Source organism: Pseudomonas muyukensis (assembly GCF_019139535.1).
Classification (GTDB): domain Bacteria; phylum Pseudomonadota; class Gammaproteobacteria; order Pseudomonadales; family Pseudomonadaceae; genus Aquipseudomonas; species Aquipseudomonas muyukensis.
In genome coordinates this window covers 1,288,985-1,314,347 of record NZ_CP077073.1, presented here as the reverse complement: position 1 = coordinate 1,314,347, position 25,363 = coordinate 1,288,985, and the positions used below count along the sequence as shown (strand labels likewise).

Annotated in this window: 20 protein-coding genes; 16 read left to right on the top strand and 4 right to left on the bottom strand. The window is 67.4% G+C overall.

The window, feature by feature from the left end:
- Positions 1-274 precede the first annotated feature (274 nt).
- From KSS95_RS05925 to KSS95_RS05865, 13 genes are all read left to right on the top strand, one after another.
- The gene (locus KSS95_RS05925; protein WP_217852476.1) at positions 275-2,236 is read left to right on the top strand and encodes a methyl-accepting chemotaxis protein; all 1,962 of its coding nucleotides are present in this window, start codon (positions 275-277) and stop codon (positions 2,234-2,236) included.
- A 176-nt stretch (positions 2,237-2,412) separates the two neighbouring features.
- Positions 2,413-4,170 carry a protein-disulfide reductase DsbD gene (locus tag KSS95_RS05920; protein ID WP_217852474.1) on the top strand — a complete coding sequence of 586 codons (1,758 nt, stop codon included), beginning with the start codon at positions 2,413-2,415 and terminating at the stop codon, positions 4,168-4,170.
- Between the two features lie 178 nt (positions 4,171-4,348).
- A complete protein-coding gene (gene aroQ / locus KSS95_RS05915; protein ID WP_011535870.1) occupies positions 4,349-4,801 on the top strand; it encodes a type II 3-dehydroquinate dehydratase in 453 nt (150 codons plus the stop codon).
- Between the two features lie 100 nt (positions 4,802-4,901).
- Positions 4,902-5,366 (top strand): acetyl-CoA carboxylase biotin carboxyl carrier protein, encoded by a 465-nt coding sequence (gene accB / locus KSS95_RS05910; protein WP_217852472.1) that lies wholly within the window; start codon positions 4,902-4,904, stop codon positions 5,364-5,366.
- A gap of 17 nt (positions 5,367-5,383) precedes the next feature.
- Complete coding sequence (gene accC / locus KSS95_RS05905) at positions 5,384-6,739, top strand: acetyl-CoA carboxylase biotin carboxylase subunit (RefSeq protein WP_134692520.1); 1,356 nt, start codon at positions 5,384-5,386, stop codon at positions 6,737-6,739.
- Between the two features lie 297 nt (positions 6,740-7,036).
- On the top strand, positions 7,037-7,915 hold the full coding sequence (gene prmA / locus KSS95_RS05900) for a 50S ribosomal protein L11 methyltransferase (RefSeq protein WP_217852470.1): 879 nt from the start codon (positions 7,037-7,039) through the stop codon (positions 7,913-7,915).
- A gap of 42 nt (positions 7,916-7,957) precedes the next feature.
- A complete protein-coding gene (locus KSS95_RS05895) occupies positions 7,958-9,265 on the top strand; it encodes a DUF3426 domain-containing protein (protein ID WP_217852468.1) in 1,308 nt (435 codons plus the stop codon).
- Between the two features lie 228 nt (positions 9,266-9,493).
- Positions 9,494-10,507: a tRNA dihydrouridine synthase DusB gene (dusB, locus tag KSS95_RS05890; protein WP_217852467.1), complete on the top strand. Its 1,014-nt coding sequence runs from the start codon at positions 9,494-9,496 to the stop codon at positions 10,505-10,507.
- Positions 10,504-10,824, top strand: coding sequence for a DNA-binding transcriptional regulator Fis (gene fis / locus KSS95_RS05885; protein ID WP_134692528.1), 321 nt, complete (start codon positions 10,504-10,506; stop codon positions 10,822-10,824). The genes dusB and fis overlap by 4 nt, the downstream gene beginning before the upstream one ends.
- A gap of 76 nt (positions 10,825-10,900) precedes the next feature.
- Positions 10,901-12,508, top strand: coding sequence for a bifunctional phosphoribosylaminoimidazolecarboxamide formyltransferase/IMP cyclohydrolase (gene purH / locus KSS95_RS05880; RefSeq protein WP_217852465.1), 1,608 nt, complete (start codon positions 10,901-10,903; stop codon positions 12,506-12,508).
- 185 nt (positions 12,509-12,693) lie between these two features.
- Entirely contained in the window at positions 12,694-13,989 is a 1,296-nt protein-coding gene (purD, locus tag KSS95_RS05875) for a phosphoribosylamine--glycine ligase (protein WP_217852463.1), read from the top strand.
- Between the two features lie 135 nt (positions 13,990-14,124).
- Positions 14,125-16,890 (top strand): hybrid sensor histidine kinase/response regulator, encoded by a 2,766-nt coding sequence (locus tag KSS95_RS05870; protein ID WP_217852461.1) that lies wholly within the window; start codon positions 14,125-14,127, stop codon positions 16,888-16,890.
- Between the two features lie 239 nt (positions 16,891-17,129).
- The gene (locus KSS95_RS05865) at positions 17,130-17,726 is read left to right on the top strand and encodes a MarC family protein (protein WP_217852459.1); all 597 of its coding nucleotides are present in this window, start codon (positions 17,130-17,132) and stop codon (positions 17,724-17,726) included.
- Positions 17,727-17,738: 12 nt separating this feature from the next.
- Here the strand turns inward: KSS95_RS05865 and cobJ are convergent, their stop codons facing one another.
- Genes cobJ through cobG form a run of 4 tightly spaced genes read right to left on the bottom strand, consistent with a single transcriptional unit; the run spans position 17,739 to position 22,102 of the window.
- Positions 17,739-19,430: a precorrin-3B C(17)-methyltransferase gene (gene cobJ, locus KSS95_RS05860; RefSeq protein ID WP_217852457.1), complete on the bottom strand. Its 1,692-nt coding sequence runs from the start codon at positions 19,428-19,430 to the stop codon at positions 17,739-17,741.
- Complete coding sequence (locus tag KSS95_RS05855) at positions 19,427-20,158, bottom strand: precorrin-2 C(20)-methyltransferase (RefSeq protein ID WP_217853937.1); 732 nt, start codon at positions 20,156-20,158, stop codon at positions 19,427-19,429. The genes cobJ and KSS95_RS05855 overlap by 4 nt, the downstream gene beginning before the upstream one ends.
- Entirely contained in the window at positions 20,158-20,784 is a 627-nt protein-coding gene (locus tag KSS95_RS05850) for a precorrin-8X methylmutase (protein ID WP_217852455.1), read from the bottom strand. The genes KSS95_RS05855 and KSS95_RS05850 overlap by 1 nt, the downstream gene beginning before the upstream one ends.
- Positions 20,777-22,102, bottom strand: coding sequence for a precorrin-3B synthase (gene cobG / locus KSS95_RS05845; protein WP_437179571.1), 1,326 nt, complete (start codon positions 22,100-22,102; stop codon positions 20,777-20,779). The genes KSS95_RS05850 and cobG overlap by 8 nt, the downstream gene beginning before the upstream one ends.
- A gap of 167 nt (positions 22,103-22,269) precedes the next feature.
- Here cobG and cbiE point away from each other — a divergent pair, with 167 nt between their 5' ends.
- Genes cbiE through KSS95_RS05830 form a run of 3 tightly spaced genes read left to right on the top strand, consistent with a single transcriptional unit; the run spans position 22,270 to position 25,305 of the window.
- On the top strand, positions 22,270-23,481 hold the full coding sequence (gene cbiE, locus KSS95_RS05840; RefSeq protein ID WP_217852451.1) for a precorrin-6y C5,15-methyltransferase (decarboxylating) subunit CbiE: 1,212 nt from the start codon (positions 22,270-22,272) through the stop codon (positions 23,479-23,481).
- A complete protein-coding gene (locus tag KSS95_RS05835) occupies positions 23,474-24,568 on the top strand; it encodes a cobalt-precorrin-5B (C(1))-methyltransferase (protein ID WP_217852450.1) in 1,095 nt (364 codons plus the stop codon). Before cbiE ends, KSS95_RS05835 begins: the two co-directional genes overlap by 8 nt.
- Positions 24,565-25,305 (top strand): cobalt-precorrin-6A reductase, encoded by a 741-nt coding sequence (locus KSS95_RS05830; RefSeq protein ID WP_217852448.1) that lies wholly within the window; start codon positions 24,565-24,567, stop codon positions 25,303-25,305. Before KSS95_RS05835 ends, KSS95_RS05830 begins: the two co-directional genes overlap by 4 nt.
- Positions 25,306-25,363: the final 58 nt, after the last annotated feature.

Genomic DNA, 25,363 nt, shown 5'->3' with positions numbered 1-25,363 from the left:
GAAAGGGCTGCGCAGCAGCCCCGGCAATTTCGAGGGTGGCTCAGAACCTGGGGCCGCTACGCAGCCCTTTCGCGACGCCAGGCCGCTCCTACAAGGGGACGGTTCCCTGCGTGACAGCGCAGCCCAAAGGGTTAAAGACAGCAACCATCAAACAATACCGGCACTGTGCCACTTTTTTAGGGCGCCAGCCCTCCGTCGTCATCACCCCGTCACAAAATCGCAATAACTTCAGGCCCCGACCTCTCCACTCCCCCTCCGCAGGAAGTTCGCGGCTATGCGCCTGAAGTGGCTGACCAATTTCAACACCTTGTTGCTGGTAACCGTGTGTATCGCCCTGGGCGCGACCCTGTGGTGGTCGCAACGCGCCCTGGAGCGCCCCTACCAGTTGATGGAGCGCTACCTGGGCCTGTCCCAGCAGTTCCAGCATGACGCGGCACGCAACATCGAGGCCTACCTGGGCAGCGGCGATGCCTTGCGCCATGCCGCGGCCAGCCAGGCCACCGGCGCCTTGCTGGCGGCCCTGGACGACTGGCCGCAAGCGCTGGCGGCCAAGCTGCGCCCGAGCCTGGACAGCTTGCAGGCCTTCAGCGCCAACGAGTTGCTTGGCGCCGGCAAGCTGGCCGGCGACCCGCAGGCCCTGCTGTTGCAGGCCGAGCGCGAACTGGGCGCGAACTTCGAGCAACTCGCAGGCTACGCCCGCGACAGCGCCAGCGCCGCCGCCGGCCCTTACCAGGCCGCGCTGCTGGACGCCGCGGTGCACCTGGCGCGCCTGTCCCTGGCCCGCGACAAACTGGTCAGCAGCGGCCGCGCCGAGCTGGCCGACGAAGTCGACCGCGAGCTGCAGCTGATCGCCGCCCAGGCCGAGCGGATCGACGCCTTGCCGCTGCTCGGGGTGACCCGCGCCGCCGAGTCCAACGCCGATGACTTCGCCGCGATGATGGGCCTGCAGACCCAGGCCAGCAGCCAGCAGGAGGACATCGCCGTGGGCCTCAAGCGTGAGCTGCAGAGCCTGCTCAAGCGCTACCCCGCCGAGCTGCAACGCACCCGCGCGCAGATCGAACGCCGCGCCGCCCTGGCGGCCAGCACCAACGAACGCCTGGACGCCGTGCGCCAGGCCATCGCCGCCCTGGAGCCGGAGGTACGCGCCCAGCACGGGCAGATCGCCGGGGAAGTGCGCATCATCCAGGGCCTGATGATTGGCCTGATCCTGCTCATCGCCCTGCTCATCGACACCCTGCAACGGCGCCTGGCCCGCACCCTGACCGGCCTGGCGCCGGCACTGTCGCGCTGGGCCGAGGGCGACTTCGCCCAAGCCATCGTCCTGGGCCGGACCAACCGCGAATTGCATGACATCGAGGAATCGCTCAACCGCCTGCGCCAGTACCTGGTGGAGCTGGTCGGCACCCTGCGCCACAACGCCGAACAGGTGGCCGGCAGCAGCCACGCCCTGGCCGGCATGAGCAGCGCCTTGCACGATGGTGCCGAGCGCCAGGCCGGCGACACCGCGCAGATCCGCGACGCTCTCGGCGAACTGGAGGCGACCATCCAGCAGGTGGCCGGCGACGCCAGCGCCGCCGCCGACGCCAGCCGCGATGCCGGCCAGGCCGTCGAACGGGGCCAGACGGTGATCGGCCAGAGCCTGTCCGGCCTGCGCGCCCTGGTCGACGAGGTGCAGGGCAATGCGCGCATGATCGAACAGCTGGCCGAGGAGTCGGGCACCATCGGCGGCGTGCTCACGGTGATCCGCGCGATCGCCGAGCAGACCAACCTGCTGGCGCTCAACGCCGCCATCGAGGCCGCCCGGGCAGGCGAAATGGGCCGCGGCTTCGCCGTGGTCGCCGATGAAGTACGCTCGCTGGCCCAGCGCACCACCGGCGCCACCGGCGAGATCCAGGCCCTGATCGACCGCCTGCAACAAGCCGCCCGCGACTCGGTGGACGGCATGCGCACGCAGCTGGAGCATGCCGAGGCCACCGCCAGCCAGGCGCAGGCGGCCGATGGCGCGCTGGATGCGATCGTCAGCGCTATCGGCACCATCGCCGAAACCGCGGTGCGCATCGCCGAGGTGACCGCCCAGCAAAGCGGCGCGGTGAGCGAGATTCGCGATCACAGCGAGCGCATTCACGCGCTGGGCGAGGATAACCTGCAGCGCATTGGTGAAGGACGCGAACAGGGCGAACAGTTGCTCAAGCTGGGGGGCGAGTTGAATACGGCGGTGCGGGCGTTCCGGCTATGACATCGGCATGGCCTGGATTGCCAGGGCTCTGCCCTCGAGCACGCCACAAGGCCGCTCCTACCGGAAACCGCGCTCCCCTGTAGGAACGGGCCTTGTGTCGCGATGGGCCGCGCAGCGGCCCCAATTTCGGCCAACTCCGCTATCATGCCCGCCAGGTTCCACCTCGCGAGTCCGTCATGCGCCGCCTGTTTTTCCTGTTGTTCCTGCTGCTGGCCAGCCCCGTGTTCGCCACGGGCCTGCTCGACAACCGCCCCAGCGCCACCCTCGGCGCCGCCTCCAACAGCGCCGACTTCCTGCCGGTGCACGAAGCCTTCAAGCTCAGCCTGATGCAGGCCGACGCGCAGACCGTCAAGCTGCGCTTCGTCGCCACCGACGGCTACTACCTGTACCGCCACCGCCTCCAGTTCCGCACACAACCGGCGGACATCAAGCTGGGCACGCCGGCCATCCCCGAGGGCGAAGCCAAGCACGACGAGTTCTTCGGCGATGTCGAGGTCTACCACGGCGTGCTCGACATCGAGCTGCCGCGCAACGACCCACGCGCCTTCACCTTGCTGGTGGGCTACCAGGGCTGCGCCGACAAGGGCCTGTGCTACCCGCCGCAAACCGCGCGGCTGGGCATCGCCGGCGAAGGCCCGGCGCAGCCGGGCGGTGCCGAGCAGGGCTGGAGCTGGAAATCCCTGGCGCTGTTCTTCCTCGCCGGGATCGGCCTGACCTTCACCCCCTGCGTGCTGCCGATGCTGCCGATCCTCTCGGGCGTGGTGCTGCGCGGCCAGGTCGGCGGGCTGCGCGGCCTGTCGCTGTCGCTGGCCTACGTGCTGCCGATGGCCGCCAGCTTCGCCGTGCTCGGCGCGCTGATGGGGCTGTTCGGCGCCGGCCTGAACCTGCAGGCGCGGCTGCAGTCGGCCTGGGTGCTGGTGCCGTTCGCGGCGTTCTTCGTGCTGTTCGCCCTGGCCATGTTCGGCCTGTTCGAGATCAAGCTGCCCCAGGCCCTGAGCAATCGCCTGGACCGGGTCGCCAACCGCACCCAGGGCGGCTCGCTGCTGGGCGCGGCGATCCTCGGCGTGTTGTCCAGCCTGCTGGTGTCGCCCTGCGTGTCGGCACCGCTGGCCGGCGCGCTGCTGTACATCAGCGCCAGCGGCGATGCCCTCGGCGGCGCGCTCAAGCTGTTCGCCCTGGGCCTGGGCATGGGCGCCCCGCTGCTGCTGGTGGCGACCGGTGGCGCGGCCTGGCTGCCCAGGAGCGGCCCGTGGATGAACACGGTCAAGAACGCCATCGGCGTGCTGTTGCTGGGCCTGGCCATCGGCCTGCTCAGCCGGGTGCTGCCAGGGCCGCTGACGCTGCTGCTGATCGGCCTGCTGGCCGCCGGCGTGGCGCTGTTCCTCGGCGCCCTGGAGTTCGTCGTCAAGCCTGCCCGCGAGCGCCTGGCGCAATTGCTTGGCCTGGTGCTGCTGGTCTATGCCCTGGCCTGTTGGTACGGCGCCCTGAGCGGCCAGGGTGATCCCCTGCGGCCGCTGCCGCCGCCCAACGTGGCCGGCAGCGCTGCCGTGGCCAAGGCCGATGCCTGGCAGACCCTCACCAGCCCGGCCGAGCTCGACGCCGCCCTGGCCGAGGCCAAGGCCGCCGGCCAGCCGGTGCTGTTGGACTGGTACGCCGACTGGTGCATCAGCTGCAAGGTGATCGAACACGACGTGCTCACGGCGCCACCGGTGCAAGCGCAACTGGGTGCGTTCCGCCTGCTGCGCCTGGACATCACCGCGAGCGATGCCGCCCAGCGCGCGCTGCTCGATCGCTACCAGCTGTTCGGCCCGCCGGCGCTGATGTTCTTTGCCGCGAACGGCAGCGAAATGACTGGCGATCGAGTGATCGGCGAGATAAACGCCGGCGATTTTGCCCAGGTCCTGGCCCGCGTGCGCGGCCAACTCGGGCTATAACTTCCCGCAGCCTGGGAAAAATCGGCAATCCGGTGACCAAAGTTAATCATCCGGTCACATACTTTGCGCGAATCTCGGACATCGTGCTGGCTATTGCCGGGAACTGGACACCCAGCGCCCGTTCCGGCATAGTCGCCGCGCTATGTCGAATTGCCCTACAAAAACCAAGGAACCGCAGATGGCAACCCTACTGGTGCTGCACGGCCCCAACCTGAACCTGCTCGGCACCCGTGAACCGGGCCACTACGGCGCGGCCACCCTCGCCCAGATCAATCAGGACCTGGAGCAGCGCGCCCGCGCCGCCGGCCACCATCTGCAGTACCTGCAGAGCAATGCCGAGTACGAATTGATCGACCGGATCCACGCCGCGCGCAACGAAGGCGTGGACTTCATCCTGATCAATCCGGCCGCTTTCACGCATACCAGCGTCGCATTACGTGACGCGTTGCTCGCGGTGAGCATCCCATTCATCGAAGTGCACCTGTCCAACGTGCACAAGCGTGAACCGTTCCGCCACCACTCCTACTTTTCCGATGTTGCCGTAGGGGTGATCTGCGGCCTCGGCGCCACCGGCTACCGGTTGGCCCTGGAGTCTGCGCTGGAACACCTGGCTGCCAACGCACAGCCCTGATGACACAAGGCCTTGGCCCCAATGGGCCGAGGTCCGGAAGAAACGTTTTCGACACGTTTTCAAATTACGTCCCCGACCGAACCTTGGGAGTTGCTGATTAATGGATATCCGTAAAGTCAAAAAGCTGATCGAACTGCTGGAAGAGTCCGGCATCGACGAACTGGAGATCAAGGAAGGCGAAGAGTCCGTTCGCATCAGCCGTCACAGCAAGACCCCGGCCGGCGCCCAGTACTTCGCCGCCCCAGCACCGATGGCCGCTCCGGTTGCCGCTGCCGCCCCGGTCGCCGCCGCTGCCGCGCCAGCCGCTGAAGCTGCTGCCCCAGTGCTCAAAGGCACCGTGATCCGCTCGCCGATGGTCGGTACCTTCTACCGCAAGCCATCGCCGACCTCGCCGAACTTCGCTGAAGTGGGCCAGGCCGTGAAGAAAGGCGACACCCTGTGCATCGTCGAAGCCATGAAGATGATGAACCACATCGAAGCCGACATCGGCGGTGTGATCGACGCCATCCTGGTGGAAGACGGCCAGCCGGTTGAGTTCGACCAGCCGCTGTTCACCATCGTTTGATTCGCGGAGAGCCAACGATGTCTGGGAAGCTCGAAAAAGTTCTGATCGCCAACCGCGGGGAAATTGCCCTGCGGATCCTGCGTGCCTGCAAAGAGCTGGGCATCAAGACCGTCGCCGTGCACTCCACGGCCGACCGTGAACTGATGCACCTGGGCCTGGCAGACGAGTCGGTCTGCATCGGCCCTGCATCGTCCAAGGATTCCTACCTGCACATCCCGGCGATCATCGCTGCCGCCGAAGTCACCGGCGCCACCGCGATCCACCCGGGTTACGGCTTCCTCGCGGAAAACGCCGATTTCGCCGAGCAGGTGGAAAAATCCGGCTTTGCCTTCATCGGCCCGAAAGCCGACACCATTCGCCTGATGGGCGACAAGGTCTCGGCCAAGGACGCGATGATCAAGTCGGGCGTACCGACCGTGCCGGGCTCCGACGGCCCGCTGCCGGAAGACGAAGAAACCGCGCTGGCCATTGCCCGCGAGGTTGGCTACCCGGTGATCATCAAGGCCGCCGGTGGCGGTGGTGGTCGCGGCATGCGCGTGGTGCACAAGGAAGAGGACCTGATCGCCTCGGCCAAGCTGACCCGCACCGAAGCCGGCGCCGCCTTCGGCAACCCGATGGTCTACCTGGAGAAGTTCCTGACCAACCCACGTCACGTGGAAGTCCAGGTGCTGTCCGACGGCCAGGGCAACGCCATCCACCTGGGTGACCGTGACTGCTCGCTGCAGCGCCGCCACCAGAAGGTACTGGAAGAAGCCCCGGCCCCGGGCATCGACGAGAAGGCCCGCCAGGAAGTCTTCAAGCGTTGCGTCGACGCGTGCATCGAAATCGGCTACCGCGGTGCCGGTACCTTCGAGTTCCTGTACGAGAACGGCCGCTTCTACTTCATCGAGATGAACACTCGCGTCCAGGTCGAGCACCCGGTCTCGGAGATGGTCACCGGCATCGACATCGTCAAGGAGATGCTCAGCATCGCCGCTGGCAACAAGCTGTCGTTCCGCCAGGAAGACGTGGTGATTCGTGGTCACTCGCTGGAGTGCCGGATCAACGCCGAGGACCCGAAGAAGTTCATCCCGAGCCCAGGCAAGGTCAAGCACTTCCATGCCCCGGGCGGCAACGGCGTGCGCGTCGATTCGCACCTGTACAGCGGTTACTCGGTTCCACCGAACTACGACTCGCTGATCGGCAAGCTGATCACCTACGGCAAGGACCGCGACGAAGCCATGGCCCGCATGCGCAATGCCCTGGACGAGATCGTCGTCGACGGCATCAAGACCAACATCCCGCTGCACCGCGACCTGGTGCGTGATGAAGGTTTCTGCAAAGGCGGCGTCAACATCCACTACCTCGAGCACAAACTGGCCAACCAGGAGTGATCGCGTTAGCGTGATGCATGAACCCCGGCCCTGTGCCGGGGTTTTTGTTGCCCGCAAGGCAGGCACGCCCCCCTGTAGGAGCGGCCTTGTGTCGCGAAAGGGCTGCATGGCAGCCCCGGCGGTTTTGCATGATGCCGATGCCTTGGCGCCGCTGCGCGCCCCTTTCGCGACACAAGGCCGCGCCTACAGGGACCTTGCCACCCTCTGGCTTCTCTACAAACTCCCCGCACTCGCGTAAACTGCCAGCCTTTCGCGCAGCCTCGGGCTGCCCCTGTCGATTTACCAAAGGTGCCCGCCATGCCCTGGCTGCAAGTACGCCTGGCCATCAGCCCGGAACAAGCCGAAACCTACGAAGACGCCCTGCTGGAAGTCGGCGCCGTCTCGGTGACCTTCATGGACGCCGAAGACCAGCCGATCTTCGAACCGGACCTCAACACCACCCCGCTGTGGTCGCATACCCATTTGCTGGCCCTGTTCGAGGCCGACGCCGAGCCTGAGCAGGTATTCGCCCACCTGCGCCTGCTGACAGGCACCGAGCTGCCCGAGCATGACGCCGAGGTGATCGAGGACCAGGACTGGGAACGCAGCTGGATGGACAACTTCCAGCCCATGCGTTTCGGCCAGCGCCTGTGGATCGTGCCGAGCTGGCACGAAGCCCCGGAAAAGGACGCGGTCAACCTGCTGCTCGACCCGGGCCTGGCCTTTGGCACGGGTACCCACCCGACTACCGCGCTGTGCCTGGAATGGCTCGACGGCCAACAGCTGCAAGGCACCCAGGTGCTGGACTTCGGCTGCGGCTCGGGCATCCTGGCCATCGCCGCGCTGCTGCTCGGCGCCCGCCAGGCGGTCGGCACCGACATCGACGTGCAGGCTATCGAGGCCTCCCGTGACAACGCCCAGCGCAACGGTATCGCCGACGACAGGTTCGACCTGCACCTGCCCGAGCAGATGCCGGCCATGCAGGCCGATGTGCTGGTCGCCAACATCCTTGCCGGCCCGCTGGTGGCACTGGCGCCGCAACTGTCCGGCCTGGTTCGCCCCGGTGGCCTGCTGGCGTTGTCCGGCATCCTCGCCGAACAAGGCGAGGAAGTGGCCAGCGCCTACGCCGCCGACTTCGACCTGGACCCGATCGTCGTGCGCGACGGCTGGGTACGCATCAGTGGTCGTCGCCGCTAAGCGCGCCTAGACTCAACACCTGCCCAGCCTCCGGATCGCCGCATGACCGACAGTTTCGTCACCCAGTGCCCGCATTGCCAGACCAGCTTTCGCGTCACCCATCACCAGTTGAGCGTGGCGCGCGGCGTGGTGCGCTGCGGCAACTGCCTGCAGGTGTTCAACGCGGCAAAGCAACTGCTGGAGCAGAACCGCGCCGCCGGGCAGCCTGTCGAGCCGCCGGCGCCGGCAACCGTGCAGCCACCCAGCGAGCCGCCGGTAGCGGCGCCCAGCGAGCGGGCGCCGATGAGCGAAGAAGACTGGGCCGTCACCGCCGAGCAACTGGACGCGCTGGACCTCGACCAGGAACTGGCGCGCCTCGAGCGCCGCAGCCCCGGTGACCGCCGCCAGGCACCTGCCCAAGGCGTGCTGCAAGCCCGCCGTGACGACCAGGGCGCGGACGAAGCCGAGGTAAAACCGTTCGGTACCGCCACCGACGAGCGCCCCGAGCCGCCCCTGGAACCCGAGGAGGCGCCGGTACTGCTGGAACAACAGGCGCTGGAGCTGGAGCCCGCCGCCGAAGCGCGCACGGAACCGACCCTCGGCGCCACCGACCTGGAGCTGGACGACGAACCGCCCGTGCGCCATCCGTCGGCCGGCAGCGACCTCGACACCCCGCCCCTGGCCAGCCACGACGACCCCGTGCCGGAGCCGGGCCTGTCGGCCCTGGACGACGATGTGCGCGGCGAACGCCTATCGGCCCGCGACGAGGACGAAACCGAGGTGCACCTGGCGCCGAGCCCGGCGCCCAAGGCCGAGCGCCCGCGCAAGGAACCGCTGATCGACGTGGTCGACGACCCGTTGCAACTGGGCTGGGAAAAACCCGCGCCCAACTGGGGCAAGCGCCTGTTGTGGGGCATGCTGACCCTGCTCGCCGCCGGCCTGCTGGCGTTCCAGTACGTCTGGTACCACTTCGACGAGATGGCCCGCCAGGACCAGTACCGCCCGTGGTTCCAGCAACTGTGCCCGATGTTCGGCTGCCAGGTGCCGACCCGGGTCGACATTTCGCGGATCAAGAGCAGCAACCTGGTGGTGCGCAGCCACCCCGACTTCAAGGGCGCGCTGATCGTCGATGCGATCATCTACAACCGCGCCCCCTTCGCCCAGCCTTTCCCGCTGCTGGAACTGCGCTTTGCCGACCTCAGCGGCCAGCTGATCGCCAGCCGCCGCTTCAAGCCCAGCGAATACCTGTCGGGCGAGCTGGCCGGGCGCGGCGAGATGCCCAGCCAGACCCCGATCCACATCGCCCTGGATATCCTCGACCCGGGGCCGAAGGCGGTGAACTACAGCCTGAGCTTCCGCTCGCCGGAGTAAGCGACAAGCGGCACGCCCGTCCCACACCCGCCTGTAGCGCCATCCTCTGCCGGCAAAGGCCGGCAAAGCCGGCTAAACGACTGAAAAGCCAGGGCCCATGGCCACGCGGCATAACACCGCAACTGTTCAGATTTTATCCAGATTCATCTTTATCCGGTCATCGAGAGCGGGTATCATGCCAACCCTTTTTCGAACTCCAATGATTCGGCCCCACAACAGGGAACACCTATGTCGGCGGTACGCATCGGCCCTTACACACTGCAGAACAACCTGATCCTGGCACCCATGGCCGGGGTCACGGACCAGCCTTTCCGTACCCTGTGCAAACGCCTCGGGGCGGGCATGGTGGTGTCGGAGATGGTTTCCAGCGACATGCGCCTGTGGAACAGCCGCAAGTCGAGCCTGCGCCGTATCCACGAGGACGATCCCGAGCCGCGCTCGGTACAGATCGCCGGCGGCGACGCGCAGATGATGGCCGAGGCCGCCCGCGCCAACGTTGCCGCGGGCGCGCAGATCATCGACATCAACATGGGTTGCCCGGCGAAAAAAGTCTGCAACAAGGCCGCCGGCTCTGCTTTATTGAGAGATGAAGCCTTGGTCAGCGAGATCCTCCATGCCGTCGTCGGCGCCGTGGACGTGCCGGTGACCCTGAAGATCCGCACCGGCTGGGACCGGGCGAACAAGAACGGCCTGAATGTGGCGAGGATCGCCGAGCAGGCCGGCATCCAGGCGCTGGCGGTGCATGGCCGCACACGCGCCGACCTGTACACCGGTGACGCCGAGTACGACACCATCGCCGCGATCAAGCAGGCGGTGTCGATCCCGGTGTTCGCCAACGGCGACATCACCTCGCCGGAAAAGGCCCGGGCGGTGCTGCATGCCACCGGTGCCGACGGCCTGCTGATCGGCCGTGCCGCCCAAGGGCGGCCGTGGATTTTCCGCGAGATCGAGCATTACCTGCGCACGGGCGAGCACCTGCCCGCCCCGGCGCTGGACGAAGTGGAACGCATTCTGCTGGAGCACCTGGCCGCGCTGCATGCCTTCTATGGCGATGTGATGGGTGTGCGTATCGCCCGCAAGCACGTTGGCTGGTACCTGGCGACCCGACCCGGCGGCAAGGAGTTCCGCAGCCGGTTCAACGCTTTGCAAGATACACAAGCGCAGTGCGCCAACGTTCAGGCGTTTTTCGCCGAACGTCGACAGAGCCTTGGGACAGAGGACGAACAAGGGGTGGCCGCATGACGATGATGACCGAGACATTAGTGAGTGGAACAACGCCCGTGAGCGACAACGTCAACCTCAAGCAGCACCTGAACACGCCGAGCGAGGAGGGCCAGACCCTGCGCGGTAGCGTCGAGAAGGCGTTGCACAACTACTTCGCCCACCTGGAAGGCGCTACCGTCACGGACGTGTACAACCTGGTGCTCTCGGAGGTCGAGGCGCCGCTGCTCGAAAGCGTGATGAACTACGTCAAGGGCAACCAGACCAAGGCCAGCGAGATGCTCGGGCTCAACCGAGGCACGCTGCGCAAGAAGCTCAAGCAGTACGATCTGTTGTAAGGCCAGAACCCCAACCAAAAAGGCGCTCGTCACGAGGCGCCTTTTTTGCTGACTCCACCGCGTTATGGAATCTGAAATGACCGACCAGACTACCCGCCTGCCGATCCGCCGCGCCCTGATCAGCGTCTCCGACAAGACCGGGATCCTCGAATTCGCCCGTGAGCTGCAACTGCTCGGTGTCGAGATCCTGTCCACCGGCGGCACCTACAAGCTGCTCAAGGACAACGGCGTCAACGCGGTGGAAGTGGCCGACTACACCGGCTTCGCCGAAATGATGGACGGCCGGGTCAAGACCCTGCATCCGAAGATCCACGGCGGCATCCTCGGCCGTCGCGGCACCGACGACGCCATCATGAACGAGCATGGCATCAAGCCGATCGACCTGGTCGCGGTCAACCTGTATCCGTTCGAAGCCACCATCAACAAGCCAGGCTGCGACCTGCCGACCGCCATCGAGAACATCGACATCGGTGGCCCGACCATGGTCCGCTCGGCGGCGAAGAACCACAAGGACGTCGCCATCGTGGTCAACGCCAGCGACTACGCCGGCATCGTCGAAGGCCTGAAGGCCGGCGGCCTGACCTACGCCCAGCGCTTCGACCTGATGCTCAAGGCGTTCGAGCACACTGCCGCCTACGACGGCATGATCGCCAACTACATGGGCACCATCGACCAGGCCAAGGACACCCTGTCCACCGAAGGCCGCAGCGCGTTCCCGCGCACCTTCAACAGCCAGTTCGTCAAGGCCCAGGAAATGCGCTACGGCGAGAACCCGCACCAGAGCGCGGCGTTCTACGTCGAGGCCAAGAAAGGCGAAGCCAGCATTTCCACCGCCGTGCAGCTGCAGGGCAAGGAACTGTCGTTCAACAACGTGGCCGACACCGACGCCGCGCTGGAGTGCGTGAAGAGCTTCGTCAAGCCGGCCTGCGTCATCGTCAAGCACGCCAACCCCTGCGGCGTGGCCGTGGTGCCTGAAGACGAAGGCGGCATCCGCAAGGCCTACGACCTGGCCTACGCCACCGACACCGAGTCGGCCTTCGGCGGCATCATCGCCTTCAACCGCGAGCTGGACGGCGAAACCGCCCAGGCCATCGTCGACCGCCAGTTCGTCGAGGTGATCATCGCGCCGAAAATCTCCCAGGCTGCCCGCGACGTGGTAGCGGCCAAGCAGAACGTGCGCCTGCTGGAATGCGGCGAGTGGCCAGCCGAGCGCGCTGGCGGCTGGGACTTCAAGCGCGTCAACGGTGGCCTGCTGGTGCAGAGCCGCGACATCGGCATGATCAGCGCCGATGACCTGAAGATCGTCACCCAGCGCGCCCCAACCGAGCAAGAGATCCACGACCTGGTGTTCGCCTGGAAAGTGGCCAAGTTCGTCAAGTCCAACGCCATCGTCTACGCCAAGCAACGCCAGACCATCGGTGTCGGCGCCGGCCAGATGAGCCGCGTCAACTCCGCGCGCATTGCCGCGATCAAGGCCGAACACGCCGGCCTGCAGGTGCAGGGCGCGGTGATGGCCTCGGATGCGTTCTTCCCGTTCCGCGATGGCATCGACAACGCGGCTAAAGTGGGTATCAGCGCCGTGATCCAGCCGGGTGGCTCGATGCGTGACGCCGAGGTGATTGCTGCCGCTGACGAAGCCGGCATCGCCATGGTCTTTACCGGTATGCGCCACTTCCGCCACTAATCAGATGCTGGGCCGATCCCGGCCCCTGTAGGAGCGGCCTTGTGTCGCGAATGGGCCGCAAAGCGGCCCCGGGTTTCAGCTTCGCAGCAGAAATTGCTGGGGCTGCTGTGCAGCCCTATCGCGACACAAGGCCGCTCCTGCACAGGGAACGCGGATCGGCGCCAAACAGAATTCGAGGTTTTGACATGAAAGTTTTGATCATCGGCAGCGGCGGCCGTGAACACGCCCTGGCCTGGAAAGTCGCCCAGGACCCACGCGTCGAGAAAATCTTCGTCGCCCCCGGCAACGCCGGTACCGCCACCGAAGCCAAGTGCGAGAACGTCGCCATCGACGTCACCGCCCTGGAGCAACTGGCCGACTTCGCCGAAAAGAACGTCGACCTGACCATCGTCGGCCCGGAAGCGCCACTGGTCATTGGCGTCGTCGACCTGTTCCGCAGCCGCGGCCTGGACTGCTTCGGCCCAACCAAGGGCGCGGCCCAGCTCGAAGGCTCGAAAGCCTTCACCAAGGACTTCCTGGCCCGCCACAAGATCCCCACCGCCGACTACCAGAACTTCACCGAGATCGAGCCGGCCCTGGCCTACCTGCGGGAAAAAGGCGCGCCGATCGTGATCAAGGCCGACGGCCTGGCCGCCGGCAAGGGCGTGATCGTCGCCATGACCCTGCAGGAAGCCGAAGACGCCGTGCGCGACATGCTCGCCGGCAACGCCTTCGGTGACGCCGGCTCGCGCGTGGTGATCGAGGAATTCCTCGACGGCGAGGAAGCCAGCTTCATCGTCATGGTCGACGGCCACAACGTGCTGCCGATGGCCACCAGCCAGGACCACAAGCGCGTCGGCGACCAGGACACCGGCCCGAACACCGGCGGCATGGGCGCCTATTCGCCAGCCCCGGTGGTCACCGCCGAGGTGCACCAGCGGGTGATGGACCAGGTGATCTGGCCAACCGTGCGTGGCATGGCCGAGGAAGGCAATGTCTACACCGGCTTCCTGTATGCCGGCCTGATGATCGACAAGGCGGGCAACCCCAAGGTCATCGAGTTCAACTGCCGCTTCGGCGACCCGGAAACCCAGCCGGTCATGCTGCGCCTGGAGTCGAGCCTGGTGCTGCTGATCGAAGCAGCCTTCGCCAAGGCCCTGGACAAGGTCGAAGCACAGTGGGACCCGCGTCCGAGCCTGGGCGTGGTCCTGGCTGCCGGTGGCTACCCCGGCGACTACGCCAAGGGCGCCGCGATCAGCGGCCTGGACGCCGCGGCCAAGCTCGAAGGCAAGGTGTTCCATGCCGGCACCGCACTCAAGGATGGCCAGGTGGTCACCGCCGGCGGCCGTGTGCTCTGCGCCACCGCCATGGGCGCCACCGTCGAGGCCGCCCAGCAGCAAGCCTACCGCCTGGCCGAGCAGGTCAAGTGGGAAGGCAGCTTCTACCGCAGCGACATCGGCTATCGGGCCATTGCCCGCGAGCACGGTGAACACCAGCAGTAACCTTGCGGCCAATGGCCGTGGCGCCCGCGCGCCCGGCCTTCGGCTCGTCGACAAGGCCCCTTCGGGGCCTTGCCTTCGCCTCGGCGCGCCGCGCATAGTTGTGCTCCGGCACATCAGCTAAGAAGGGATTTCGTCGTGCGTCGGCTTCGGATTGCCACCGTCCTCATCGTCAGCCTGCTGACCCTGCTCTGCCTGCTGCCGGCGCAAGCCGAACCGGGCACTGGCTGGTCGGTGCTGCTCGACGAACAGGCCAGCCTGCAGCTCTCCGACGTGCGCTCCGAGCGCTACCGCAACCAGTTCAGCCCCCTGGCGCTGAACCAACTGGATGGCGCCCTCCCCGACCAGGCCCTGTGGCTGCACTATCGCCTCGAACCCGGCGAGCAGGAGCAACTGGTCCGTATCTTCGCCCCCGACCTGTCGCGTCTGGACCTCTACGCCCTCGAGGGCGACAAGCTGCTACGCCAGCTGCACCACGGCCGACAGGGCGAAAACCCCAGCCCCACCCTGCATGGCAGCGACCATGTGCTGCCGCTGCCGCGCAGCAGCCAGGCGGTGGACGTCTACCTGCGCTTGGTATCGGAACACCAGCTGCGCCCGGCCATCAGCCTGGAGCCGGCGGCCAAGGCTGCCGCCGACCAGCGCCAGCCGCTGCTGTTCGGCCTGTTGTTCGGCGGCCTGGTGATGCTGATCCTGCACAACCTGATCCGCTTCGCCTACACCCGTTCCACCACCACCCTGACCTTGGCGCTGTACCACGCCCTGATGCTGCTCAGCGCGCTGATCCTGCTGAACCTCAGCGGCCCCTGGTGGCACCTGTGGTACAGCGCCCAGACCCCGGCCGCCTACCTGACCCTGGTGCTGGCCGGGCTGGCCGGGCTGTTCTTCACCCTGCACTTCTTCACCCCACGCAGCTCGGCCAGGCTGAACCGCCTGCTGCACATGGAGATGCTGGTGGCCGGGGTCAGCGGCCTGGTGCTGCTGTTCGTCGACACCCTGCCGCTGAACCTGATGACCTACGCCCTGCTCGCCCTGGGCAGCCTGAGCATGCTGCTGATCAGCAGCTACCACTGGTACAAGGGCTACACCCCGGCGCGGCTGTTCACCCTGGCCATGCTGGTGTTCAACCTCGGCGGCCTGGTGCTGCTGCCGGCCCTGCTCGGCCTCACCCGCACCTCCACGCCCTGGCTGCTGTGCGTGCTGCTGGCGCTGACCGTGGTCAGCGGCCTGTTGCTCAACCTGGCTGTCAGCGAGCGCCTGCGGCGGATCAGCGAGGAGCGCTTCAGCGCCAGCCGCGCCCTGGCCGCCAGCGACGCCGAGATCAATGCCAAGGCCGAGTTCCTGGCCAAGATCAGCCACGAGATCCGCACCCCCATGAACGGCGTGCTGGGCATGACCGAACTGCTGCTGGGCACGCCGCTGTCGGTCAAGCAACGCGACTACGTGCAGACCATCCACAGCGCCGGCAACGAGCTGCTGACGCTGATCAACGAGATCCTCGACATCTCCAAGCTCGAGTCGCGGCAGATCGAGCTGGACGACGTGCAGTTCGACCTCAATGCGCTGATCGAGGACTGCCTGAACATCTTCCGGGCCAAGGCCGAGCAGCAGAACATCGAGCTGATCAGCTTCACCCAGCCCCAGGTGCCACGGGTGATCAGCGGCGATCCGACGCGCCTGCGCCAGGCCTTGTCGAGCCTGCTCGACAACGCGCTGAAGAACACCGAGCAGGGCGAGATCCTGCTGGTGGTGGCCCTCGACCAGCGCGGTGACACCCCGCGCCTGCGGATCGCCGTGCAGGACAGCGGCGAGCCCATGCCAGCGGCCGAGCGCGATGCCCTGCTGCAGGCCGAGCTGCACAGCCGCCACTTCCTGTCTAGCAACAAGCTGGGCGGCCACCTTGGCCTGGTGATCGCCAAGCAGCTGATCGGCCTGATGCAGGGCGAATTCGGCATCAAGACCAGCGCCAACATGGGCAACACCCTGTGGCTGACCCTGCCGCTGGATCCGCAACGCCTGGAGCAGCCGCCCACCGACCTCGACGGCCCGCTGCGCGATGCCCGGGTGCTGGTGGTCGACGACAACGACACCTGTCGCAAGGTCCTGGTGCAGCAATGCAGCGCCTGGGGCATGAACGTCAGCGCGGTGCCTTCCGGCAAGGAAGCCCTGGCCCTGCTGCGCACCAAGGCGCACTTGCGCGACTACTTCGACGCCGTGCTGCTGGACCAGAACATGCCCGGCATGACCGGCATGCAGCTGGCGGCGAAAATCAAGGAAGACCCGAGCCTGAACCATGACATCCTGGTGGTGATGCTCACCGGCATCAGCAACGCGCCGAGCAAGATCATCGCGCGCAATGCCGGGGTCAAGCGCATCCTCGCCAAACCCGTGGCCGGCTACACGCTCAAGACCACCCTGGCCGAAGAGCTGGCGCTGCGCGGTCGCGAGCTGGCCATGCCGAGCGCACCGGCCGGCACCCCGCCAGCGCTGGACCTGCCCCGCGACTTCCGCATCCTGGTGGCCGAGGACAACAGCATCTCGACCAAGGTCATCCGCGGCATGCTCGGCAAGCTCAACCTCGAACCGGACACCGCCGCCAACGGCGAGGAAGCCTTGCAGGCGATGAAGGCACGGCGCTACGACCTGGTGCTGATGGACTGCGAGATGCCGATTCTCGATGGCTTCTCCGCCACCCAGCAGATCCGTGCCTGGGAAACCGCCAACCAGCGCCCGCGCACGCCGGTGGTGGCACTGACCGCGCACATCCTCACCGAGCACAAGGAACGCGCGCGCCTGGCCGGCATGGACGGGCACATGGCCAAGCCGGTGGAATTGTCGCAATTGCGCGAGCTGGTGCAGTTCTGGGCGGGGCAGCGGCAGGTGGTGACCGATCCGCTCGACTGAAACGCCGCGGGCAGCGCTATCGGTGTAGGAGCGGCCTTGCGTCGCGAATGGGACGCAGAGCGGCCCCGACGATCTTTGCATCAACACTGAGAACCTGGGGCTGCTACGCAGCCCTTTCGCGACGCAAGGCCGCTCCCACAGGGGACAGTTCCCTGCACGACAGCGTAGCCCGAAGGGCTGGGCGATCTCCTACAGGATCCGTGCTATACAGTGACATCTCCCCGCCTGGACCCGCCCCCATGCTCCATGAGTTGTTCAGCGTCTACCTGAAAATGCTCGTGCTCTACAGCCCGTTCTTCGTGCTGTCGTGCTTCATCAGCCTGACCCGCGGCCACTCCAGCAAGGAACGCAAGCAACTGGCCTGGCGCGTGGCCTTTGCCACGCTGATCGCCAGCGTGCTGCTGTACCTGTTCGGGCGGGTGATCTTCGGCGTGTTCGGCATTACCGCCGACGCGTTTCGCATCGGCGCCGGCTCAGTGCTGTTCATCTCGGCACTGGGCATGGCCCAGGGCAAGTCGGCGATCCAGACCGACAACGTGCAGCAGGACGTGACCATCGTGCCGCTGACCATCCCACTGACCGTGGGCCCCGGTACCATCGGCGCGCTGCTGGTGATGGGGGTTGGCCAACCGCACTGGGACGACAAGCTGCTGGCCATCGTCAGCATCGCCCTGGCCAGCTTCACCGTGGGCCTGGTGCTGTACCTCTCGCACCGCATCGAGCGGTTGCTCGGCGACCAGGGCTTGCAGATCGTCAGCCGCTTGATGGGGCTGTTCGTCTGCGCCCTGGCGGCGCAGATCATCTTCACCGGGATCAAGGGCTACCTGGTGCCCTGATCGCGGCTCGCCTCAGGGCTTGGCCGGGTACCAGCGCGGGGTGTACACCCACTCGCCGCCGTCGGCACGGGGGAAGGTGCAGGTGGTCGAGGAGCCGACCAGCACCATGGTGCGCATGTCGACCATCTCGGGCACCAGCTCGCCCAGCGTGACCACCCGCAGGGTCTGCCCCGGCCGCCCGATATCACGCCCCAGCACCACCGGCGTATGCGCGTGGCGATGGCGGCGCACCACTTCCAGTGCGTGGCCCAGTTGATGCGGCCGTGACCTGGAGATCGGGTTGTAGAACGCCAGCACCAGGTCGGCCTGGGCCGCCAGGTCGAGGCGTTTCTCGATGATCGACCAGGGCTTGAGGTTGTCCGACAGCGACATCACGCAGAAGTCGTGGCCCAGTGGCGCCCCCGCCTGAGCGGCGGTAGCCAGCGAGGCCGACACGCCGGGCAGGATCTCAAGCTCGACCCGCTGCCAGGCCGGGTCAGTGGATTCGTGCAGCGCTTCGAGCACCGCGGCGGCCATGGCGAACACCCCCGGGTCGCCCGACGACACCACCACCACCGAACGCCCTTGCGCGGCCAGCTCGAAGGCATGGCGGGCGCGCTGCATCTCTTCGCGGTTGTCGGTGCAGTGCAGCACCTGGTCGTCACGGAACGGGCCGGCCATGCGCACGTAGGTTTCGTAACCGAGCACGTCCTGGGCACGGGCCAGCTCGGCCTTGACCGCCGGCACCATCAGCTCGGCGGCGCCCGGGCCCAGGCCGATCACGGCCAGGCGACCACGGCGACGGCCCAGGCGCTCGACCTCGATCGGCGCGGGGGCAATGGCCACGGCCAATTCGCCAAGGCGTTCGATCCGCGCCTGGGGCAGCGCGGTGCCGAGCATTTGCTGCAGGCTCGCGCCTGCCGGCGCGAAGCGCAAGGCGACGTTCAGCGCCTGTGCGGCCTCATGCAGCGCGGGCTCGGCCATCTCGGTCTCGCTCGCCAGCAGGCAGGCCAGGGCCGGCTCGGCAATGCCTGCGGCCTGCAAGCGCTCACGCACCCGCTGCGCCAGGCCGGCCTCACCGGCCGCAACCGCCACCACCACGCAGCGCGCGTGGATCAGCAACTCGTCACGGCTGGCGGGGCGTGCAGCGCAGCCAACATGGATGGTGCGTTGCGCATCGGCGCTGGCCGGCAGTTGCGCCTGATCCAGCCACGGCGCGTCGCCTTCGATACGCACGGCCTCGCCCGCCAACAGGTCGGAGACGAAACGCTTGCCCTGTTCCAGGTCCGCCAGGGCATAGCCTGGCGGTGGGTTGAGCAGGCAAGTGCCAAAGCGCAGCTCGCCACTGGTGGTGATTGCCGCTGGCACACCCAGCGCCTCGCCAAGCGCGCGCGCCATGACGTTGACCCCGCCCAGGCCGCCCAGCAGCGGTACCACGGCGCTGCCGTCCTCGGCCACGGCCAGCACCGGTGGCTCGACGCCTTTTTCGCTCAACAGCGGCGCCAGGCTGCGAATGACGATGCCCGCCGCGCACAGGGCGATGATCGGCGTGTCTTGCCGATACAGCTCGCGCAGGGTGTCGCCGAAGACTGCGTAGTAACGCTCGGCCCCCTCCACCCGCCCTTGCAGGCCATGGATCACCGCCTGTGGATAACGTTGCTGGATACGCTGCGCGGTGGCCAGGCTGCCCGGGCCGAGAACGACGATTGCCGGTGCCTTGATCATCCCTGCCATTTCTCACCCGGCACGATGATCAGCGAGAAGTAGGGCGAAGACTGCGGGTCGACCGCGTCCAGCGCGACGATCTTCTGGTTGGCCATGGTCGCCCGCTCGACGTACAGCGCACGGCCATCCAGGCCCAGCTCGGCGAGCACCTGGCGTACCTTGGGGAAGTTGCGCCCCAGCTTCATGATCACCGCCGCATCGGCGTCGGCCAGGCGGCGCTTGAGTTCGTCATGCGCCAGCACGCCCGAGAGCACGGTGAGGGTCTGGTTGCGGTACACCAGCGGCGCGCCGAGTACCGAGGCGCCACCGAGCATCGAGCACACACCGGGAATCACCTGCGCTTCGTAGCGCGAGGCCAGGCGGTCGTGCAGGTACATGTAGGAGCCATAGAAGAACGGGTCCCCCTCGCAGATTACCGCCACGTCGCGGCCGGCATCCAGGTGTTCGGCCACCTGCACGCTGGCTTCGTCGTAGAAGTCGCTGATCACCTGCTCATAGGACAGCGGCGCCGGCAATGCCTCGGTGGTCACCGGGTAGACCAGCGGCAGCAGGGTCTGTTCAGGCACCAGGTGCGCCTCGATGATGCCGAAGGCATTGCCGCGCTTGCCCTTGGCCACGAAATACGCCACCACCGGCGCTTCGCGCAGCAGGCGCAACGCCTTGAGCGTAATCAGCTCGGGGTCGCCCGGGCCTACGCCCAGGCCCAGCAGTCGTCCACGTGCCTGCATCATTCCACCTCCGTGGCCAGGGCGTTGACCGCCGCGGCGGCCATCGCGCTGCCGCCCAGGCGGCCCTGCATGATCACGAACGGCACCCCGCGGCTATCGGCGGCGAGCATGGCCTTGGATTCGGCGGCGCCAACGAAGCCCACCGGGAAGCCGAGGATCAGCGCCGGCTTCGGCGCGCCGGCGTCGAGCATTTCCAGCAGGTAGAACAACGCGGTCGGCGCGTTGCCGATCACCACCACGCTGCCTTCCAGGTGCGGGCGCCACAGCTCCAGGGCCACCGCCGAGCGGGTGTTGCCCTCGGCCTTGGCCAGGTCCGGCACGCTTGGGTCGCGCAGGGTGCAGATCACCGGGTTGTTGGCCGGCAGGCGGGCGCGGGTGATGCCTTCGGCGACCATGTGCGCGTCGCAGAGGATCGGCGCGCCCTTGGCCAGGGCCTCGCGGCCGGCGCGGCCGGCGCCTTCGGAGAACTGCAGGCCATCGATGGCCTCGACCATGCCGCAGGCATGAATCACCCGCACGGCGAGCTTTTCCAGATCGGCGGGGATGCGCTCGAGCCGGGCCTCCTCGCGGATGATGCGGAAGGAATTGCGATAGATCTCCTGACCATCGCGGATGTAGTCAATCATCAAGGTGCTCCGTCGGCAGGTCGAGCATGGCGCCTGCTTCTTCTGGGGTGAGGTTGGCGCCGTGCAGCCTGCCGAAGCCCGGCAGGCGCGCGTCGCGCAAGTAAAGGTCATAGCGGCCCGGGGCGCGGGCCAGCAGGGTGGCCGGGGCGGTATGGGCCATGGCGCAGGAACGAGGGCAGGCAGACAAGTGCACGCTGCCCGGGGCACCGTGGCGCAACAGGGCGGCCAGGGTCAGGGCGTCGGCCTTGGTGTCGGCCTGGGCCTTGGCGCAACCGCTGGAGCCGGTGCAGGCGACCACTCGCGCCAACGGATGCGCATTGTGACAGAGCATGCCGCAGGCCATCAGTTGCGCGCGGGCGTTTTCCAGCGCGGTCGGCTCGAGGGAGGTCAGCACCAGGCTCTGCCAAGGGCTCAGCCGCACGCTGCCATCGCCCCATTGCCGGGCGATGCGCGCGGCACTGCGCAGCATGGCCGGCGTCAGCCGCCCCAGGGGTGGCGCGACGCCCAGGGCCACGCCCTGGCGCTGGGGCAGCACGCCCAACCATGGGCTTGTCGTGGCCGGGCGCTGCCAGGCCATCGAGGTGCTCTCGACCTGGATCGCCAGCCCTTCCAGGAAGTGCGCCTGCGGGCACACCTGCAGCAATTGACGCATGCGCGACTGCTCGGGCGTCGCCAGGTCGAGGAAGCGCTCCAGTACCGCGCGCACCAGCGCCAGCCCTTGCTCTACCGGCACCGCCCCCAGCGCCTGGCCATTCGACAGGCTGCTCGCGAGCCCGAAGCGCAACCAGATACGGCCTTCGCCTGGCATCGCGGACAGCCACAGATCATGGGCATGTTCGCGCATCGCCAACGCTTCGCCGCCATCGAGTTGCACGGCGAACTTGGCCGACAGCTTGTGGAACCTGGGGGTGCTTTCCAGCAGGTCGAGGATCTGCCCGGCCAATGGCCGGGTGTCGAACAACATGGTCGGATCGAGCCCGGCCAGAGGGCTGAGCATGAGGTTGCGCACATCATCGCCCGCCGCGTCACGCGGGCCGAGCCCGGCGGCCAGCAGATGCTCGACCAGCCCGCCGTGATCCTGGCCTATGCCACGGATCTGCAGGTTGGCCCGGTTGGTCGCCTCGATCACCCCGGCGGCGAAGCGTTCGGCGGCGTCGGCCACGGCATCGGCCTGGTCGGCCAGCAGCAGGCCACCGGGCAGCTTGATCCGGCAGATGCCACCATCGCGCGCGGCGACGATGCGCCACAACCCCGGGCAGGCCGAGGGACGGGGCAAAACTTCGGTGGGCAGGGGCGGCTTCAAGGAGGCATCCGGCAATCGTGAAAGTGCGCTTCAGTGTAGAAGGCGCGGTATTATGCCTGCTTTGTCCGACGGCATGAAAAACCGGTGGTCGAACGCTAAGACGCATCGCGGGGCAAGCCCGCTCCCACGTCACTTCGAGGGGGCGGACTTGCCCCGCGATCAATGATTGGTACGAGGAACAGATGGCCCCCTGGCTGACAGTAATAGGCATCGGCGAAGACGGTTTCAGCGGCCTGGGCAAACAGGCCCGGCGCGCGCTGCTGTCAGCCACCCGGATCTTTGGCAGCCCGCGCCAGCTGGCCCTGCTACCCCGCTGCGTGACCGCCGAGCAACTGACCTGGCCCAGCCCATTCTCCCTGACCCCGGTCATGGCCCTGCGCGGCGAGCCGGTCTGCGTGCTGGCCAGCGGCGACCCGATGTTCTTCGGCGTCGGCGCCAGCCTGGCGCGCCAGCTTCCCGCCGAGGAGCTGCAAGTGCTGTCGATGCCCTCCTCCTGCGCCCTGGCCGCCGCCCGCCTGGGCTGGCCGTTACAGGACGTGCAGGTGGTGTCGCTGGTGGCCCGGCCGCTGGCCGCGCTCAATGCCCATCTGCACAGCGGCGTGCGCCTGCTGGTGCTGAGCAACGACGAAAGCAGCCCCGCGGCCATTGCCGCGCAGTTGCGCGAACGTGGCTTCGGCCCCAGCCGCCTCCAGGTGTTCGAACACCTCGGTGGCCCACAGGAAAGAACGCTGAGCGGCAGCGCCGACGACTGGCCACACACCGACATCGCCACGCTCAACCTGGTCGCCATCGAATGCCAGGCCACGCCTGGCACCCCGCGCCTGCCTCGGGTGGCCGGCCTGCCTGACAGCGCCTTCCATCATGACGGCCAGCTGACCAAGCGCGACGTGCGCGCCATCACCCTGGCACGCCTGGCGCCGCAACCGGGCGAGCTGCTGTGGGACGTGGGGGCAGGCTGCGGTTCCATCGGCATCGAGTGGATGCGCGCCCACCCCAGCTGCCGTGCCCTGGCCATCGAGGCCGACGAAGGCCGCCAGGGCTTCATCGAACACAACCGCGACACCCTCGGTGTACCCGGCCTGCAGCTGATTCGCGGCAAGGCGCCGGACGCCCTGCACGGCCTGGAACGCCCGCACGCGATCTTCATCGGCGGTGGCGTCACCCGCGAAGGCGTGCTTGAGCTGTGCTGGCAACGCCTGCTGCCGGGCGGCCGCCTGGTTGCCAACGCCGTCACGCTGCAAAGCGAGGTCGCCCTGGCGCAGTTTCGCGACCAGCACGGCGGCGACCTGACCCGTATCCATATCGCCCACACCCAGCCACTGGGCAGCTTCGACACCTGGCGCCAGGCCCTGCCGATCACCCTGCTGGACGTGGTGAAGCCCCTCGATGCGTGAAGAGACCCGCGAACAGCCCGCGCCCCTGCGCAGCGGCCTGACCACCGGCAGCTGCGCCACCGCCACCAGCCTGGCCGCCGCGCGCCTGCTGCTGACCGGCCAGCACCATGACGCGGTGCACATCACCCTGCCCAAGGGCAAGGTGGTGCAGATGCGCCTGGAGTTCTGCCACCTCAAGGGCGACGGCGCCGAGGCTGGCACGCTGAAGGATGCCGGCGACGACCCCGATGTCACCCATGGCGCCCTGCTCTATAGCCAGGTGCGCCTGCTGGCCGAGCCCGGCGTGCGCTTCGTCGCTGGCGCAGGCGTGGGCACCGTGACGCGCCCAGGGCTTGTCCTGGCAGTTGGAGAGCCGGCGATCAACCCAGTGCCGCGCAAGATGATCGGCGATCACTTGCAACAGCTGGCCAACGAGTGCGGCTATCACGGCGGTTTCGAAGTCACGGTCAATGTCCGGGGCGGCGAGGCGCTGGCCCTGAAGACCATGAACCCGCGCCTGGGCATCCTTGGTGGGCTGTCGATCCTCGGTACCAGCGGCATCGTCCGGCCGTTCTCCTGTTCGGCCTACATCGCCTCGATCCACCAGGGCATCGACGTTGCCCACACCAACGGCTACACCCATATCGCCGCCTGCACCGGCAACGCCAGCGAAGACACCATGCGCCGGGTCTACAACCTGCCGGAGATCGCCCTGATCGAAATGGGCGACTTCGTCGGCGCGGTGCTCAAGCACCTGCGCAAGGTGCCGGTGCCACGCCTCACGCTATGCGGCGGCTTCGGCAAGATCAGCAAGCTGGCGGCCGGGCACATGGACCTGCACAGCCGCCATTCGAGCATCGACCTGCCGCAGCTGGCGGGCTGGGCCGCGGCCATTGGCGCGGACCCAGCGCTGCAACAGGCGATCGTCGCCGCCAACACCAGCCAGCAGGCCCTCGCCCTCGCGCACGCCGCCGGCATCGCCCTGGGCGACGAGGTGTGCCGCCATGCCCTGCTGTTCGCCCGCAGCGTGGTGCCGGCCCAAGTGCAGGTCGAAGTGTTCGCCATCGACCGCCAGGGCGGCATCGTCGGCAAGGCGGGCGTGGCATGAACGGGCGCATCCTGCTGCTCGGCGGCGTTGCCGAAGCCCTGGCCATTGCCCGCCAGTTGGGGCCGCAGCATGTCTACAGCCTCGCCGGCATCGGCCGCATTCCCCAGGACCTGGCCTGCCAGGTGCGGGTCGGCGGCTATGGCGGTGCCGAAGGCCTGGCCGACTACCTGCGCGCCGAAGGCATCGGCCTGTTGATCGACGCCACCCATCCCTATGCCGCGCAGATCAGCGCCAACGCCGCCCAGGCCGCCACCAGCGCCGGCATCCCCTGCTGGGCACTGCGTCGCCCGGCCTGGCAGGCGCAGGCGGGGGATGACTGGCGCGAAGTGGCTGACTGGGCCGAACTGATCGAGACGCTCGCCCCCTTCGAGCGACCGCTGTTCACCCTCGGCCGCGAACCGCTGCAACACCTGGACGAAATCCCGCCACACCAGTTCTGGACCCTGCGCGCCCTCGAGGCCTGCCCCGCCAATGAACGCTGCGAGGTGATCGGTGCGCGCGGGCCGTTCCGCCTCGACGATGAACGTGCCTTGTTCGAGCGTCGGCGAATCGACGTACTGGTGAGCAAGAACAGTGGCAGCACAGCCACCGAGCCGAAGCTCGAGGTGGCGCGGGAGCGAGGTATCCCGGTGCTGGTGCTCAAGCGGCCGGTGCTGCCGGAAGTGGATCGGGCGTTTCAGGATGCAGGCGCACTACTGGAGGCACTGGGCCTGCCCAGGACTTGTATATCCCATTGACATATCCATTCCTCGGATTAAACTCCGGACATACTTTTGCGCTTTCAAGGAGGCACGT